General features: G+C 69.8%; 19 protein-coding genes and 2 tRNA genes. 9 read left to right on the plus strand and 12 right to left on the minus strand.

The genetic code is table 11. The features are described 5' to 3' along the window. Position 1: 1 nt before the first annotated feature. On the minus strand, positions 2–229 hold the full coding sequence (locus ACQUQF_RS16955) for a DNA-directed RNA polymerase subunit H (protein ID WP_435180274.1): 228 nt from the start codon (positions 227–229) through the stop codon (positions 2–4). 297 nt (positions 230–526) lie between these two features. Here ACQUQF_RS16955 and ACQUQF_RS16960 point away from each other — a divergent pair. From ACQUQF_RS16960 to ACQUQF_RS16975, 4 genes are all read left to right on the plus strand, one after another. Then, a tRNA-Asp gene (locus ACQUQF_RS16960) sits at positions 527–599 on the plus strand. A gap of 450 nt (positions 600–1,049) precedes the next feature. Further along, entirely contained in the window at positions 1,050–1,469 is a 420-nt protein-coding gene (locus ACQUQF_RS16965; RefSeq protein ID WP_435180275.1) for a group I intron-associated PD-(D/E)XK endonuclease, read from the plus strand. Positions 1,470–1,597: 128 nt separating this feature from the next. Continuing rightward, positions 1,598–1,670, plus strand: a tRNA-Asp gene (locus tag ACQUQF_RS16970). 354 nt (positions 1,671–2,024) lie between these two features. Then, complete coding sequence (locus ACQUQF_RS16975; protein WP_435180277.1) at positions 2,025–2,201, plus strand: hypothetical protein; 177 nt, start codon at positions 2,025–2,027, stop codon at positions 2,199–2,201. A gap of 41 nt (positions 2,202–2,242) precedes the next feature. Here ACQUQF_RS16975 and ACQUQF_RS16980 read toward each other — a convergent pair whose 3' ends face one another. From ACQUQF_RS16980 to ACQUQF_RS16990, 3 genes are all read right to left on the minus strand, one after another. Then, a complete protein-coding gene (locus ACQUQF_RS16980) occupies positions 2,243–2,593 on the minus strand; it encodes a fluoride efflux transporter FluC (RefSeq protein WP_435180278.1) in 351 nt (116 codons plus the stop codon). A 34-nt stretch (positions 2,594–2,627) separates the two neighbouring features. Next, the gene (locus tag ACQUQF_RS16985) at positions 2,628–2,987 is read right to left on the minus strand and encodes a CrcB family protein (protein ID WP_435180412.1); all 360 of its coding nucleotides are present in this window, start codon (positions 2,985–2,987) and stop codon (positions 2,628–2,630) included. Between the two features lie 177 nt (positions 2,988–3,164). Next, positions 3,165–4,340 (minus strand): ATP-binding protein, encoded by a 1,176-nt coding sequence (locus tag ACQUQF_RS16990; RefSeq protein WP_435180279.1) that lies wholly within the window; start codon positions 4,338–4,340, stop codon positions 3,165–3,167. 76 nt (positions 4,341–4,416) lie between these two features. Here ACQUQF_RS16990 and ACQUQF_RS16995 point away from each other — a divergent pair, with 76 nt between their 5' ends. Continuing rightward, positions 4,417–4,869 (plus strand): Ig-like domain-containing protein, encoded by a 453-nt coding sequence (locus tag ACQUQF_RS16995; RefSeq protein ID WP_435180280.1) that lies wholly within the window; start codon positions 4,417–4,419, stop codon positions 4,867–4,869. A gap of 27 nt (positions 4,870–4,896) precedes the next feature. Here the strand turns inward: ACQUQF_RS16995 and ACQUQF_RS17000 are convergent, their stop codons facing one another. From ACQUQF_RS17000 to ACQUQF_RS17025, 6 genes are all read right to left on the minus strand, one after another. Next, a complete protein-coding gene (locus ACQUQF_RS17000) occupies positions 4,897–5,661 on the minus strand; it encodes a protein-L-isoaspartate O-methyltransferase family protein (RefSeq protein WP_435180281.1) in 765 nt (254 codons plus the stop codon). Between the two features lie 26 nt (positions 5,662–5,687). Further along, positions 5,688–6,653, minus strand: a complete 966-nt coding sequence (locus ACQUQF_RS17005) for a methyltransferase (protein ID WP_435180283.1) — start codon at positions 6,651–6,653, stop codon at positions 5,688–5,690. 93 nt (positions 6,654–6,746) lie between these two features. Further along, positions 6,747–7,472, minus strand: a complete 726-nt coding sequence (locus tag ACQUQF_RS17010; protein ID WP_435180284.1) for a protein-L-isoaspartate(D-aspartate) O-methyltransferase — start codon at positions 7,470–7,472, stop codon at positions 6,747–6,749. Positions 7,473–7,478: 6 nt separating this feature from the next. Next, the gene (locus ACQUQF_RS17015) at positions 7,479–8,132 is read right to left on the minus strand and encodes an HVO_0476 family zinc finger protein (protein ID WP_435180285.1); all 654 of its coding nucleotides are present in this window, start codon (positions 8,130–8,132) and stop codon (positions 7,479–7,481) included. Between the two features lie 192 nt (positions 8,133–8,324). Beyond that, complete coding sequence (locus ACQUQF_RS17020; protein ID WP_435180286.1) at positions 8,325–8,726, minus strand: Hsp20/alpha crystallin family protein; 402 nt, start codon at positions 8,724–8,726, stop codon at positions 8,325–8,327. Positions 8,727–9,066: 340 nt separating this feature from the next. Beyond that, positions 9,067–10,080: a type II glyceraldehyde-3-phosphate dehydrogenase gene (locus tag ACQUQF_RS17025; RefSeq protein ID WP_435180287.1), complete on the minus strand. Its 1,014-nt coding sequence runs from the start codon at positions 10,078–10,080 to the stop codon at positions 9,067–9,069. A gap of 122 nt (positions 10,081–10,202) precedes the next feature. Here ACQUQF_RS17025 and ACQUQF_RS17030 point away from each other — a divergent pair, with 122 nt between their 5' ends. From ACQUQF_RS17030 to ACQUQF_RS17045, 4 genes are all read left to right on the plus strand, one after another. Continuing rightward, positions 10,203–10,874 (plus strand): ABC transporter ATP-binding protein, encoded by a 672-nt coding sequence (locus ACQUQF_RS17030; protein WP_435180288.1) that lies wholly within the window; start codon positions 10,203–10,205, stop codon positions 10,872–10,874. After that, positions 10,871–11,701, plus strand: coding sequence for an ABC transporter permease (locus tag ACQUQF_RS17035; RefSeq protein ID WP_435180289.1), 831 nt, complete (start codon positions 10,871–10,873; stop codon positions 11,699–11,701). Before ACQUQF_RS17030 ends, ACQUQF_RS17035 begins: the two co-directional genes overlap by 4 nt. 72 nt (positions 11,702–11,773) lie before the next feature. After that, positions 11,774–12,712: an aminopeptidase gene (locus ACQUQF_RS17040; RefSeq protein ID WP_435180290.1), complete on the plus strand. Its 939-nt coding sequence runs from the start codon at positions 11,774–11,776 to the stop codon at positions 12,710–12,712. A 90-nt stretch (positions 12,713–12,802) separates the two neighbouring features. Next, positions 12,803–13,141 carry a CHY zinc finger protein gene (locus tag ACQUQF_RS17045; protein ID WP_435180291.1) on the plus strand — a complete coding sequence of 113 codons (339 nt, stop codon included), beginning with the start codon at positions 12,803–12,805 and terminating at the stop codon, positions 13,139–13,141. Between the two features lie 32 nt (positions 13,142–13,173). Here the strand turns inward: ACQUQF_RS17045 and ACQUQF_RS17050 are convergent, their stop codons facing one another. Continuing rightward, a complete protein-coding gene (locus ACQUQF_RS17050) occupies positions 13,174–14,067 on the minus strand; it encodes an ATP-grasp domain-containing protein (RefSeq protein WP_435180292.1) in 894 nt (297 codons plus the stop codon). Positions 14,068–14,282: 215 nt separating this feature from the next. After that, entirely contained in the window at positions 14,283–14,576 is a 294-nt protein-coding gene (locus ACQUQF_RS17055) for a hypothetical protein (protein ID WP_435180293.1), read from the minus strand.

The raw sequence follows: 14,576 nt of genomic DNA on the forward strand, positions 1-14,576 counted from the left end.
GTTATTCTACGACGAGTCGGTAGATTGTCGCGGTGTCTGTCGTTCGGGAGTCGCGCACGATCTTGATGACGTCGCCGACCTCCGCGTCGTCCGGGAGCGCGGCGTCGGTGCGTTTTATCTTCGGCAGGTCGGTCGGTTTGATGTCGTACTCCTCCATCACGTCGTCCAGCTCCTCGTCGTCGACGACGCTGTGGTCCGGAACCATGTCGTGTTGGCTTACGTCTACCATGTGTGGTGATGGGCTGTCTGGCGAACGGGAGAAATGGCTATCACGAGATACTACAGGGCAATACACAGGGCGCTCATTTAAGACTTGCTAAGTAGCGCCGCGCACGGCTAGCTGTTCGACCCACCCCGGTCGGGACGCGGCCGCGGCGGAGTGCCCACGAGTGACACCGACTTTCCGGAACTATAAATGGTTTTGGGCGGCCACCCGCCAGACGGCGACCGGTCGGCGGGGGAGTCCGCCCGGTCCGTTTGAGAAGCCTTAAGTCCGACCGGGGACAACCGGAGAGTGCGTTCAGGAGCCCGGGTGGTGTAGTGGCCCATCATACAACCCTGTCACGGTTGTGACGCGGGTTCAAATCCCGCCTCGGGCGCTTTCTGCGACGGACCTCATGAACGAAGAGCATCGCGTTAAGAGATCTATTCTGACGAAACAATTCCCGCAGTTAGATTGACATATAATAATTTCGACTTCGGCCCCATTTTTTATAGTTTCCGTCTCTGAAAACAAAGACTGAACGGCTTGCTTACTCGTCACAACCGGAAAAGGGCTAAGATTGGATATTTCGTCAGCTACATTCTCAGATTAGCAAGCCGCTGCTTGAGCCAAAACGGCAGCTCCGGTGAGATTTGGTCTCGGACCGTTCCGCTGGTTCCGGTTGACGTTAGAGGGAACTTATCTCTGAGAGTTTGTAGTCGGGTCTAAGTCCCCTTTCGTTACGGCACCGTCAGTTCGCTTCATAGCACTTGTGAACTACCTGTCACCTGGACAGTAGTCGAAATAGTCAATTACTATTGGAGCAGGAGTGTAGAATAGAATTAAGATGACGACAGCAAATACGAAAGAGAAAGGAGATGAGACCGAAGCGAAGGTGATTCACGAACTCATGTCCCAGGGATATAGCGTATCAATTCCGTTCGGGGATAACGATAAATACGACCTCATCGTGGACGATGGTGAAACTCTATACCGCATCCAGTGTAAAACCGGATGGAAAAACAAGCAGGAGACGTTACGGTTCAATACTCACTCACAGACGACGCGCGAGGGGGAGTATCACGAAAATACGTATCACGGTGAAGTGGACGCCTTCATCGTCCGCTATCCGCCGAACGAGAGCCTCTACTGGATTGACATTGAAGATGTGACCGAGCAGAAGATGGAACTTCGGTTCGAGGCAGAAATCGAACATCCTTCGATCAACTGGGCCGAGGATTACGAGTTCGACGGTGAAATACCGTAAGAGTTCGGAGCGCAGCCAGAAGTAGTGGAGTTCCATCGGATCGCCCGGCGCTTGATAACAGAAGGCAACACCGGAGGAAACCGGTACGCCTTAATACGGCCACCCAGAAGATGAGAATGCGTTCAGGAGCCCGGGTGGTGTAGTGGCCCATCATACAACCCTGTCACGGTTGTGACGCGGGTTCAAATCCCGCCTCGGGCGCTTTCTGTCGCGGACCACACGAACGAGGAGCCCTAGCGACGAGTGAGTCGGTCCGCGACGAAACGACGATACGACGGATTCGAACCCTACAAGACGCAGCCCGCGCAACGCAGTGAGCAGGACCGTCTTGCTCCGGTTCAAATCCCGCCTCGGGCGCTTTCTGCGACGGACCAATTCTGAGTTCCGAGTCGTTCGGCCACCTCTCTATCGAGCCGACGACAGCAGTACGCGTAGCCGTGTTCGTCGACGCAGAGCACAGCGGAGAGTAGACTGACGGACACCCGTCCAGTCGACGCCCGTTGCAACGTCCGCGATCGCCCCAAGTGGTAACTCCGGGTCAACCGTTCACGACGTATGGTCGACGAGGCGAACGCCGACGAGAACGAGAGCTTCCTGGACGAGGAACTGGTTCCGGCGCTCTTCGTCGTCGGTGTCCTGCTGTTCCTCTTCCCCGAGCCCGCGACGTCGGCCGTCGGGGTGTTCCTCGTGGGAATCGGACTCGCCGTGTGGGCGTGGGATGTCGTCCGGTAGTGACACTCGCCGTTGCGCTACCGTGGCCAACTCCGCCGCGGTCACGCGAGAGTCGTCGCTGCCCACCCGCCGAGCGCGACCGCGAGCAGCGCGCCGACCAGGTGCACCGCGGCGTTGCCGACCGCCGCCCGCGTCTCGCCGGTCTCGTACAGCTCGACGGTCTCGACCGTGAAGCTCGAGAACGTCGTGAACGCCCCGCAGAAGCCGGTACCGAGCGCGGTCAGCAGCGCCGAGCCGTCGGCGAGTCCGACCGTGAGCGCGCCGAGCGCGAAGCTGCCGAGGACGTTCACCGCGAGGGTGTCCCGCCGGCGGCCGGGCAGCAGAGCGCCGACCGCGAACCGCGAGAGGGCGCCGAGGACACCGCCAGCGCCCACGAGCAGGTACGGGTTCACCGGGCCACCTCCTCGCTCGGCCCACCTCGCCGCGTCACGCCGCCACCTCCGCGCCCGCCACCCACCGAACCGCGGCCCGCCCGGCCAGCGCGGCCGCGAACCCGAGCGCGTAGTTCGCGGCGACGTTGGCGAGCGCCAGCGTCGGCGCCAGCGCGGCCGTCTGGACCGCGAAGGTGCTGTAGGTCGTGAACGACGAGAGGAAGCCAGTGCCGAGGACGAGACGGGCACGGGCACCGAGCCGGCCCGTCAGTTCGGCCTCGGCGAGCAGGACGCCGAGCGCGAAGCTCCCCGCGACGTTGACCGCGAGCGTGCCCCAGGGGAAGCCGTCGGGGAGCGCGACCGCCGCGGCGTATCGGAGGACCGCACCTGCGAAGCCGCCGACCGCGACGAGCAGGACGGGTTCGAGGCGGTCGAGCGCCCGCGTCGGGGGCGATGCGGCGTCTGACCCCTCGCCGCCAGTCGCCTCGCTCCGTCCGTCCGCGCTTGCTGTCGCCGACCCGACGCTCCCCTCCGACATGCGGTACTCGTCTCCGACGAGCGCGGCGACCGGGAAACTGGTTTCGATGCGCCCTCAGCGGTCGGCCCCACCCCGGCCGGGGCGCGCACGTGCGCTCGGACTGCCGCCGCCGTGGGGCGTCTGGCGCTCCCGGACGCTGACCGCGTGGACGCTCTCGGTCGCGTCGTCGACCAGCAGCACCTCGCCGGGCGCGTCGGGGAGGCGGTCCTCGAACGACCCGAGGTAGGTCGGGCGGGCGGCCGCCAGGGCGTCGAGGTCGGCCCGCGAGGTGAGCCGGTGGGCCAGCAGGAGGTCGGCCTGTGACACCGCGACCGGCGGGAGCGCGCTGGGCCGCTGGGTCGCCGCAACCAGGCTCAGCCCGGGCTGGCGGCCCCTGGTGAGCACCCGCCGGAGCGCCGGCGCCGCGACGTTCCGTGAGCGCGTCGCGGTTCCGGAATCGGCCGAACTCGGTCGGTCGTCGGCCGCGAAGAAGGCGTGGACCTCGTCGACCAGCAGCCACGGGAGCCGGGCCGGGCGCCCGCCGACGCAGTGGTCGTAGAGGCCGGCGGCGACCGCCCGCACGACCGCGTTCGCCGGGCCGGGGTCGAGCCCCGAGAGGTCGAGCACGGTGCCGGCGCTGGTCCCGGCCCCGGTCGGGGACGCCAGCAGGTCCGCGGCGGTCGGGGCGTCGGGCGCGAAGACGCCCCACGACTCGGCGAGCGCGAGGTGGTTGTCGGCCGCCCGGCGGGTCGCCCGGTCGGCCCTGGTGTCGGCGGCGGCGACGAACGACCGCATCCCGGCCAAGGTCGAGCGGGCCGCCGCGGCCTGCCAGACCAGCGCCCCCGCCGGGTCGTCGGCCGCCAGTCCGAGCAGGTCGCACCAGGCCCGCGGCGCGAGCGCGTCGGCGGCGACTCGGGGGTCGTCGACAATCCGAACTCCGAGACAGCCCAGCGAGGAGAAGACCCCCATCGGGTCGACCACGACCGGGGCGACCCCCTCGGCGCGGGCGAGTTCCTCCGCGAGAACGCCGAGCGTGTAGGACTTGCCGTAGCCGCGCTTGCCGACGACCAGTCCGGCGTGGGGGCCGTCGAGATCGACGCGGACCCGCGCGCCGGCGCTCCCGTCGCGGGCCCGGTACGCGCCGAGGTGGGCCGACGGCGGCGGTGGGCGAGCTCCGTCGGAATCGGCGTTCGCGACCTCGGGAGTGGTGCTCGCGGAACTGGCGGCGCGGCGACCGAGGACGTGAGGCATAGCCGGAGTTGGTCGCGTTCCGGGATTTAAACCCTCGCGCGAAGGTTCAAGTGCGAAGCCGGGACGAACCGTCCCCATGCGACCCAGACTCCGGCGCTTCGCGTCCGACTCCCGCGCGATAGAGGGACTGCCCATCCGGCTCGTCATCGCCCTCGTCGTGGGCGTCGCCAGCCTCGGCGTGATGATGAACATGCTGTCGGGGCTCGGCGGCCTGACCGTCACCGAACTCGACGCCAAACCCTCCCCCGACGTGGTCGGTCCCGAGCGGAAGGAGATCGACGTGACCGTGGTCGACCCCGAGGGCAACCCCGTCGAGGGCGCGACGGTCGTGATCACCGGCGACACCGCGACCCTCGACAACGTGGAGACGGCGACCACCGACGGGAACGGGGAGATCAGCGTGACGGTCGACCCCGAGCTCGGCCCGAACCAGCGACAGGGCACGCTGGCGGTGAGCATCAAGCCGCCCGCCGGCAGCGACTACGCCGACAAACGGGAGAACACCGCGATACTGGTCGTCCGCGACTGACAGTCGGTAGGAGGCAGGCGGGAGCGGCTACCGGAGCCGGCTCCCATCGCCGTCCCAGTCGATCCAGTCCTGCTCCCAGCCGGTCCGGCGCTCCCGGGCGCGTTCGGCGCGCTCGCGGTCCTCGCGGACGGTCCGGTTGCGCTCGATGGAGCCGGCCTGCTCGCCCTCCACGAGCAGCGGCGCGAACGCGACGGTGCCCAGCGGCCGACCCTTCTGGTCGCCGACCTCGTCGCCCCCGACCACCGTCAGCGACTGGTCGCCGACGCCCAGCGGGATGACCAGCCGGCCGTCGGCGTCGAGCTGCTGCAGGAGCGGTCGCGGCGGGTCGGCGGCCGCGGCCTCCACGAGGACGCGGTCGAACGGCGCGTACTCCGGGAGTCCGTCGGCGCCGTCGCGGCAGTCGACGAACACGCCGCCGTAGCCGGCCTCGGCGAGGTTGCTCCGGGCCTCCAGCACCACCCGGCGGGTGATGTCGACCGCGTGGACGTTGCGCTCGCCGACGATCTCGGCGAGGACGGCGGCGGTGTAGCCCACGCCCGCGCCGACGACCAGCACCGAGTCGCCCTCGTCGGCGTCGAGCGCCTCGAGCAGTCGGGCGGCGGTGCTCGGCGCGAGGACGCGGGTCCCCAGCCGCTCGAACGACCGGTCGGCATAGGCCAGCCGGTCGTCGTCGACGAACTCGTGGCGCGGCACGGCCCGCATCGCGGCGCTGACGCTGTCGCTGGTGACGACACCCTTCGCGGAGTGTTCGAGGCTGTCGACCATGTCGTCGCGCAGCACCGCGAGGTCCATACGACCCCCGTGGTCACGAGAGAACTTCAATCACCCGGCCGCCGTCCGGCGATGACCTGGTCGCCGGTGCCGGGCACGTCCCGGACTTCGACGTCCTCGAACCCGGCCGCGTCGAGCCACTCCGCGAACTGGGCCTCGGTGTAGGTGTCGCCGGCCTCGGTCTGGGCGAGCATGTGCGCCCCGAACAGGGCCGCGTCGTCTGCACGGCCACGGACCTTGTCGGTGAGCACGACCGCGCCGCCGGGTCCGAGGGCGTCGTAGGCGTTGGCGAGGAACTGCCGGTTCCCGTCGGGGCTCATGGTGTGGGCAACGCGCGAGCCGAACACGATGTCGAACCCGTCCGCGGGGAGTGACTCGGTGATGTCGCCCGCGACCAGGTCGACGGGTTCGTGTTCCAAGAATCGGCGGTCGACGTCGATCACGTCAGGCCGGTCGACGAGCGTCACCTCGAACCCCCGGCGGACGAACTCCTTGGCGAAGACGCCCGGCCCGCCGCCGGCGTCGAGCACGCGCTCGGCGCCGGGGTTGCGGTGGACCGCGGCGGTGACGCTCGCCCGGACGGTCGCGTCGTCGACGCTCGCCATCGCGCCCATGAAATTGGCGGTCCAGTCCCCCGAGACCGCCTCGGCGTCGGGCGGGCTCCCGGTCCGCATCGTCTCGGGGAGTGCGAGCCAGCGGTCCACGCAGTCGAGCGCGTGGGGCGTCGACCCGATGGAGCGCACGTCGGCCTTGGCGACGAACCCGAGCGCGCGGTTCGTGATCTCGTACCGGACGTCGGTTCCGGCAGCGTCGTCGGTTCCGCCGAGTTCCTCGTCGCCGACGGCCTCCAGGTAGCCGAGCTCGGCCATCGCCTCCAGGGTGATGCGGGCGGCGCGTTCGGTGACGTCCGCGGCCGCGGCCACCTCGGCGGGCGTCCCGGCCTCGGTCGTCACAGCCTCTATGACGCCGGTCTCGCGGGCGGCCCACAGGAGCAGCGCTTCGCGGTAGTCCATACCGGCGCGACGCGGGCCCGGGGCTTAGTCCCCCGGCTTCCGACGAGACGCTCGGTCTCCCGGCGTCCGACCGGGCGCTCGGCCCCTCGGCAGCTACCCCTGCGCTCGGTCGCCCTGCATCGGGACGAACCGCACCCGGCCGCGGGGCTCGCGGTCGAGCGATCCGTCGGCGCGCCGGCGGGCGAAGACGAGTCGCTGGCCCGCCGCCGGGCCGCCGGTCGCGTCCAGCGGCGCGAGCAGCCGGCCCTCGGGCCGGACCTGCTCGACCACCGCGGGCGGGAAGTCCGCCGGCGCGGCGGTCAGGTAGGCGGCGTCGTAGGGCGCGTGGTCGGCCCACCCCCGGCGGCCGTCGCCGACCCGGACCGAGACCCCGCCGTAGCCGAGCCGGTCGAGTCGGTCGCGGGCCTCGCGGGCCAGCGACTCGTGGTACTCGACGCTGTAGACGTGCTCCGGGCCGACCACCTCGGCGGTGACCGCGGCGTGGTAGCCGCAGCCGGTGCCGATCTCCAGGACCGCCTCGCCGGCGTCGAGGTCGAGCATGTCGACCATCGCGGCGACCATGTGGGGCGCGCTGATGGTCTGGTCGTTGCCGATTGGCAGCGGCCGGTCGGCGTAGGCGCTGTCGCGGCGGCCCGGCGGCACGAACTCGTGGCGCGGCACCGCCCGCATCGCGTCGAGCGTCGCCTCGTCGAAGTCGTCGCGGTCGGCGAGCCCCTCGACCATCCGCTCGCGGGCCCGCCGGTAGTCGTCGCCGTCACCGCTCGCGCCGCGATCGCGGTCGGTCGCGTTCCGGTCGCGGTCGTCCCCTCCCCCGAACATGCTACGTCACCACGCGGACCAGGCCGACGACGTCTCGTCGTCGGCGTAGAGTCGCTTGATGTCCTTCGCGACCGCTTCGTCGCCCGCCTCGCCCAGGGGGTTGAAGTCGTAGCCGTGGGCGTCGTCGCGGAGCGCGATGGACTTGACCGTGAACTCCTCGTCGCCGAACTCGTAGGTCTCGCCCACCGCGAACTCCTCGTCGCCGGGCACCGAGATCTTGACGCTCCGGGAGTCGTCGCGCCGGCCGTCCGTGGGGTTGACCGTGACGTTGACCCGGACGTTGTCGACCGCGCGGGTCCAGAACGTCTCGACGTCCTCGACCTCGGCCCGCTCGGCGCGCTTCTCGTCGCCCAGCTGGAGGTCGGTGATCCGCACGACCATGATGGCTTCGGGGGTCTCGAGGACGAACTCCTCGCCGACCGCGACGGTCTCGCTCGGCGGGGCCTCCACGGTCGCGGTGAACGACTCGCCGTCCTGGGAGACCACCACGTCGCGCTCGACGTCCGCCTCGGTCTCGATGGTCGTCTTGTGGACGTGACCGCACTCCGTGCAGCGCACGGTCGACTGCCCGGACCCGTCCTTGAGCACCTCGTGGACCGTCTCCACGTCGGGCGAACAGGAGGGGCAGGTGACCGCGACGCGCTCTGCTGTCTCGCTCATATGGAGTCGTCTACGTAGCCCGGGCGTAAAAGCGCGTGGAGTCGGGCGCCGCTCGGTGGACGGGCGGACTCGGGGACCGGCGGACGGCCACCGAGCAGCAACGGATTCGGGAGTACAGACCGGACGACCCGTCGACGACCGACCGCAGATCGGAGAAGAGAGTCGGGCGCAGAGACCGGACGCCGAGCGCGACTACTGGACGTCGATGTCGGCGGAGTCCTCGGACTTCTCGAACGTGACCTCGAGGACGCCGTTGTTGTACGTCGCGGTCGCGGAGTGCTCGTCGACCTGGGCGGGCAGCCGGACCCGCTCGTCGTACTCGCGGTGGTCGCTGGCCGCGCCGATGGTCAGCGTCTCGCCGTCGCACTTGAGGTCGATGTCGGCCTTCTCGACGCCCGGGAGGTCGGCGATGACCCGGACCTCGTCGTCGGCCTCGTGGACGTCGACGTGGGTCTCGCTGCCGAACCCGGTCTGGCCGCCGCCCCCGCCGCGCTCGACGCGCATGTCGAAGTCGTCGCCCATCATCTCGTTCATCATGCGCTCGATCTCGCGGAAGAGGTCGTCGAAGGGGTCGTCGCGGTCGTCTCGTCGCATGTGCGAGAGTACGGCGCTTGCAAGCAAAAGCCTTTGGCACTCGGGCCGGGTCGCCGGTTCCGTGCGCCGATTTGGTGGGCAGAGCCGGAGCGCGGTCGGACCGCTTCGTCGCTCTACCCCGGGGTAGCCGTCCCGTCTCCGTATCGACACCCCGTCGCGACGGCGGTTCCCTTCGTCGTGCCACACGTTCTCTGAACGCACGTTCGGGGAGAAAGTATATGTTGTCGGAGTCGAAAGCAAGCGCTGGAGGTCCCGAGATGCCCATCACGCAGTGACCCCGTCGACCCGGTACCGTCCCCGCTAACCGACCGAGAACTATTTTGCGGAACCGCGCTCGGCCCTAGATGCCCATCCCGAGCGCCTCGTTCGTCGCCTCGACGCTCTCGGCGGCGTCCGCGCTGTTCGTCACCGCGCGGACCGCGTCGACGTTCTCGGGCACGACGTCGCTCTCCTGGTGGATGGCCTGGAAGAGGTAGAGGTCGTCGCCCTCCGTCGTGATCGACTCGCCCCAGACGCAGTTCTCCCAGATGTCGCCCCGCGGCCGGCCGACGTCCTGGGCGTACTCCTTGAGCTTGCCCGCGCCGTCGATGTCGAAGTGCTCGGGGATGACGAACAGCCGGGACTCGCCCTCCAGCAGGTCGCGCACCTCGGCGGCGTCGGGTTCGGATTCGAGGGTGACGTTGACGCTGTGCATGTGCATCAGCGTCGCGGGCACCTTCAGGCCGAGGGTGTCGATGGACAGGTCGGGGAAGATGGTCTGGACGTCCGGCCCGTGGTGGGAGGGCAGGCTGACCGGGTTCGGCAGGATGTCGTTGATGGGGCCCCGGCCGGTCTGGGCCGGGTCGCCGCCGCGCCGGACCAGCGTCGCCCGGACCTTCTCGACGCCGTACTCCTCGCGGAGCGGCGCGACCAGCCGCGAGAGCCCCGTGGTGTTACACGAGACCACGCGGACGTGGTCGGCGCCGACGGCGTCCGAGAAGTTCGACCGGGCGTTGAAGCTGGTGTCGACGAAGTCGGCCGACTCCCCGCCCTGGTAGAGCGCGGGCGTGTCGTGCTCCTCGTACATCTCGGCGTTCTGCTCGCCGATGCCCGAGGGACAGGCGTCGACCACCACGTCGCTGGCCTCGACCAGTTCCTCGACCATCCCGGCGAGTCCGATGCCGGCGTCGTCGAACAGTTCGACGCGGTCCTCGACCGCGGCGTAGAGGGGGTAGCCCTTCTCGACGGCCCGCTCGGCCTCGAAGTTGGGCCGCGTCTTCGCGACGCCGACGACCTCCATGTCCGGTTGGGCGCGGACCGCGTCCGCGACGCGCTTGCCGATGGTCCCGTAGCCGTTGATGCCGACCCGTAGCATGTACCTGGATTTCCGACGGCGAGCCGCATAATGGTTTCGAGGCCTGCCGACAGGAATTAACTCTACACCGAGTAACCGCCCGGGGAAACTGCTACGGGCGTGGTCGCCGTCGGCTCCGGACGATGGCCGCGAAACTCGCCACCGAGCGACTCACCCGGGAGGTCGACGGGGTCCGGGTCGTCGATTCGGTCTCGCTGTCGGTCGCGGGAGGAGAGGTGCTCGGGATCATCGGACCGTCGGGCGCGGGCAAGTCGTCGTTCCTCCGACTGCTCAACCGACTCGACGAGCCGACCGACGGCACGGTCTCCCTCGACGGCACCGACTACCGCGAGATTCCGCCGCGCGAACTCCGGCGGCGGGTCGGCTACGTCCCCCAGCGTCCCGCGCTCCGACCGGGGACCGTCCGCGAGAACGTGACCGTCGGCCCCCGACTGCGCGGGGAGCCGGTGGACGACGACCGGGTCGAGACCCTGCTCGCCCGGGTCGACCTCGCGGGGTACAGCGACCGCAGCGTCGGGGACCTCTCCGGCGGCGAGTCCCAGCGGGTCGCCATCGCCCGGAGCGTGCTGAACCGCCCGGAGGTGCTGCTGCTGGACGAGCCGACGTCGAGCCTGGACGCCGGGTCCGAAGCGCGGGTCGAGGAGTTGCTCGCGGACCTCCGGGCGGAGTTCGACCTGACCTACGTGCTGGTGACCCACGACCGCGAGCAGGCCCGGCGGCTCGCCGACCGGGTCGCCGTCTTCGAGGACGGCCGGGTCGCGACCGTCGGTCCGGTGCGGGAGGTGCTGGCGTGAGTCTCCTCGACCAGCTCCGGGACCCGGTCGTCCTGAAGGGGCTCGCGCAGGTCGGGGTCGCGTCCGCGCTCGCCGCGGTGGTCCTCGGGGTGTCGTACGTCCGGAACCTGGACCTCGAGTCCGAACTCGGCCGGGCGTTCGTCAGGGGGTTCGTGCAGGTCGTCGCGATGGGCGCGTTCATCGGCGTCCTGTTCTCGGTGCCGTTCGTCTGGACCGGCGGCGTCGTCCTGGCCATGATCGCGATCGCCGCGTGGATCTCGAAGGACCGCGGCGAGGGCGTGCCGGGGGTGCTGCGGGTCTCGTTCGTCAGCATCCTGTTCGGTGCGGGCGTGGTCATCGTCGCGATGCTCGCGGCGGGCGCCATCGACCCGACGGTCCGGAACCTCGTCCCGGTCGGCGGGATGATAATCGCGAACGCGATGAAGACCAACTCGCTGGCGCTCGACCGGTTCAAGGGCGAGATCCGGTCGAACCGCGAGGAGATCGAGGCGGTGCTCGCGCTCGGGGTGCCGCCGGGGAAGGTCGTCTCCGATTACACGACGACGAGCGTCCGGGCGTCGCTCATCCCCATGGTGGACTCGCTGAAGAGCCTCGGACTGGTCTACATCCCGGGGATGATGTCGGGCATGATCCTCGCCGGCGCGAACCCCATCTACGCGGCCGAGTACCAGTTCGTCATCATGGCGATGCTGTTCGCGGCGGGCGGCCTGACGAGCATGACGAGCACGCTGCTGGTCGGCGAGTACGCCTTCACGGAGGCCGAGCAGCTGAAGCCGTTCGAGGCGGCGGACGACCGGGAGGACGCCGAGGGCGCGTCGGGCGGTTGAACTCCGTCCTTCTCTTGCGTTACCCGCGGAGAAGAGACAAGACCTAACCCCCCGCCGGCCGACCTGCCGACCATGAGCCTCCGCGACGCGGCCGAGACCGCCATCGAGCAGTGTCTCGCGCTCGGCGAGACCGAATCGTGCTGCATCGTCACCGACGACGAGCGCCAGCCCATCGGGGAGGCGCTCTACGAGGTCGCCAGTCAGGTCACCGACGACGCGACCATCGTCCGGTTCCCGCCGGGGACTCAGCACGGCGCCGAGCCACCGGAACCCGTCGCGGCCGCGATGGCCGCCAGCGACGTGTTCCTCGCGCCGACGACCAAGAGCCTGAGCCACACCAGGGCCCGCGGGAAGGCCAACGAGGCCGGCGCCCGGGGCGCGACCCTCCCGGGCATCACCGAGGAGGTGTTCACCACCGGGCTGGAGGCCGACTACGACGCCATCGCGGCCCACTGCGAGGACGTGCTCGACCAGGTCGCCGACGCCGAGGCGGTCCGGGTCACCTCGCCGCAGGGCACCGACGTCACCTTCGAGCCCGGCGACCGGGAGTGGCTCGACGACACCGGTATCGTCCACGAGGCCGGCGGGTTCTCGAACCTCCCCGCGGGCGAGGTGTTCGTCAGCCCCGAGGACGCGAACGGCACCTACGTCGTCGACGGGACGATGATGCCCCACGGCCTGCTCGACGACGGCCAGACCCTGGAGTTCGACGTCGAGGACGGCCAGGTCACCCGCATCTCCGACGACGACGTCCGCGAGCAGGTCGAGGAGGCGGCCGAGGAGGTCGGCGACGCGGCCTACAACCTCGCGGAGCTCGGCGTCGGGACCAACGTCGCGGTGACGGAGCTCGTCGGCTCGGTCCTGCTCGACGAGAAGGCGGCCGGGACGGTCCACGTCGCCATCGGCGACGACGCGGGCATCGGCGGCGACACCGACGCGCCCATCCACCTCGACGGCATCCTCCGGGAGCCGACGGTGTACGCGGACGGGGAGGTCGTAGACCTCCCGTGAGTCGAGCGGTGGAACCGCGAGACGGCGAGGAAGTCGACCTGCCCGAGCCCTGAGACGGAGACTCGGGGAGGAGACTCTGACAGAACAGAGATGGACCGAGAGATCCACGGCCACGCGGTCCGCGGCGAGAACGTCGATTCCGAGACCCGGTGCGCCCACTACGACACCGACCGCGACGTGGTCGCGCTGCGGTTCGCCTGCTGCGAGGCCTACTACCCCTGCTTCCGGTGTCACGAGGCCGCGACCGACCACGAGCCAGAGCGCCTGCCGGTCGACAGCGACGCGCCGGCGGTGCTGTGCGGCGCCTGCGGCGCGGAGCTGACGCCCCGGGAGTTCGTGGAGGGCGCCCACGAGTGTCCGGACTGCGGCGCCCCGTTCAACCCGGGCTGCGCCGACCACTACGAGCGGTACTTCGCGTTCGGGGAGTAGCGCGCGGGTCCAGTCCTTCCGCCCCCGCCGTCTTACTCCTCCGCGGTCCTGCGAACCAGGTCCGCCAGCCGGTCGTAGAACCCCGGGTCGTACTTGGTCTCGGCGTCGATGGTCGGCCGGGCGTTGGTCTCGTTGACCACCGCGCGGTCGCCCGAGACGAGGATGTCCACGCCGAGGAAGTCGATGCCGAGGGCGTCGGCGGTCCGTTCGGCCAGGTCACGGAGGTGCTCGGGCAGGTCGACGCCGGTGGCCTCCGCGCCGCGGTGGACGTTGTGCTTCCAGCGGTCGGGGCGGGAGCCGGGGGTCGGCCCGTCTGTTGCGGTCGCGTCGGGGATCCTGCGCTCGACGCCGCCGACGCACTCGCCGTCGACCACCATCGCGCGGTAGTCGGTCGCGTCCGCGACGAACTCCTGGACCAGGAACGACTTGTCGCCGGTGGCGCGGTAGTCGTGGACCAGGTCGAGGTAGTCGGTCACCCCGAGGTAGGAGTCGGCGTCGCCGACCTTCGCCACGCCGACCCCGCGGGTCGTGGAGTTGGGCTTGACGACGACCGGCGGGTCGAACCGGTCGAAGGCCGCGAGCAGGTCCGCCTCGTCGGCGGGGTTCGAGACCACGACGGTCTCGGGCACCGGCAGCCCGGCCCGCTCAAGGCGGGCGATGACCCCGGCCTTGTTCCGCGACGTCAGGACCGCCTCGCGGTCGTTGACCCAGGGGACGCCGAGCAGCGCGTCGACGACCCCGCCCTCCATCGCCCGCGACGGGTAGACGAAGCCCGCGTCGAACTCGTCGGGACCCCAGGGCGGGTCCGACAGCGGGATGGTGCGGCTGTCGGAGGGGACGTGGTGGACCGCGACGCCGCGGTCGGCGAGGGGGTCGCGCATGCGCTCGAACGTCTCCTCTCGGTAGGCGACCGCGAGGTCCAGCATACGCTATCCCAGGCAACGTGCGGGTAAAAAGATGCGGACGACGGTCACCAGTCCGTTGGACGAGAGCGGACCGAATTCCCCGTGAGCGGGCTTCCGGGAGGGTGGAGGTCCGGGGCGTCGGGAATCGCCGTTCGGCCACGGGGGCCGGCTTCGGACGTGTCGAGGCGTTCCAGCGACGGGAGCGCTTCCGCCGGGACCGGTCAGACCGCGGGAACCTACTCGCGCTCGATCTGCCAGTACAGATACTGACGAGCGAAGTTCGGAACGGGATCGTGGCCGCAGTCGGGACAGGTGACTCCCGCGACTTCGTCGAGGGTATCGGGGAAGACGTAGCCACAGCCCTCGCGGCACGGTTCGCCCGCGACGGTGGGACCGAACTCCGCCGCGAGGTCGGAGCGGTGGTCGGTTACGAGGTGCGTCGTTCCCCGTTCCTTCAGCGCGGCGGCCGTGTCGGCCCTGACGGTCGTCTCGCAGAACCCGCAGCCGAACCGAAATTCGTCCCCGCTCAT

Source organism: Halorussus sp. AFM4 (genome assembly GCF_051194995.1).
Lineage (GTDB): Archaea > Halobacteriota > Halobacteria > Halobacteriales > Haladaptataceae > Halorussus.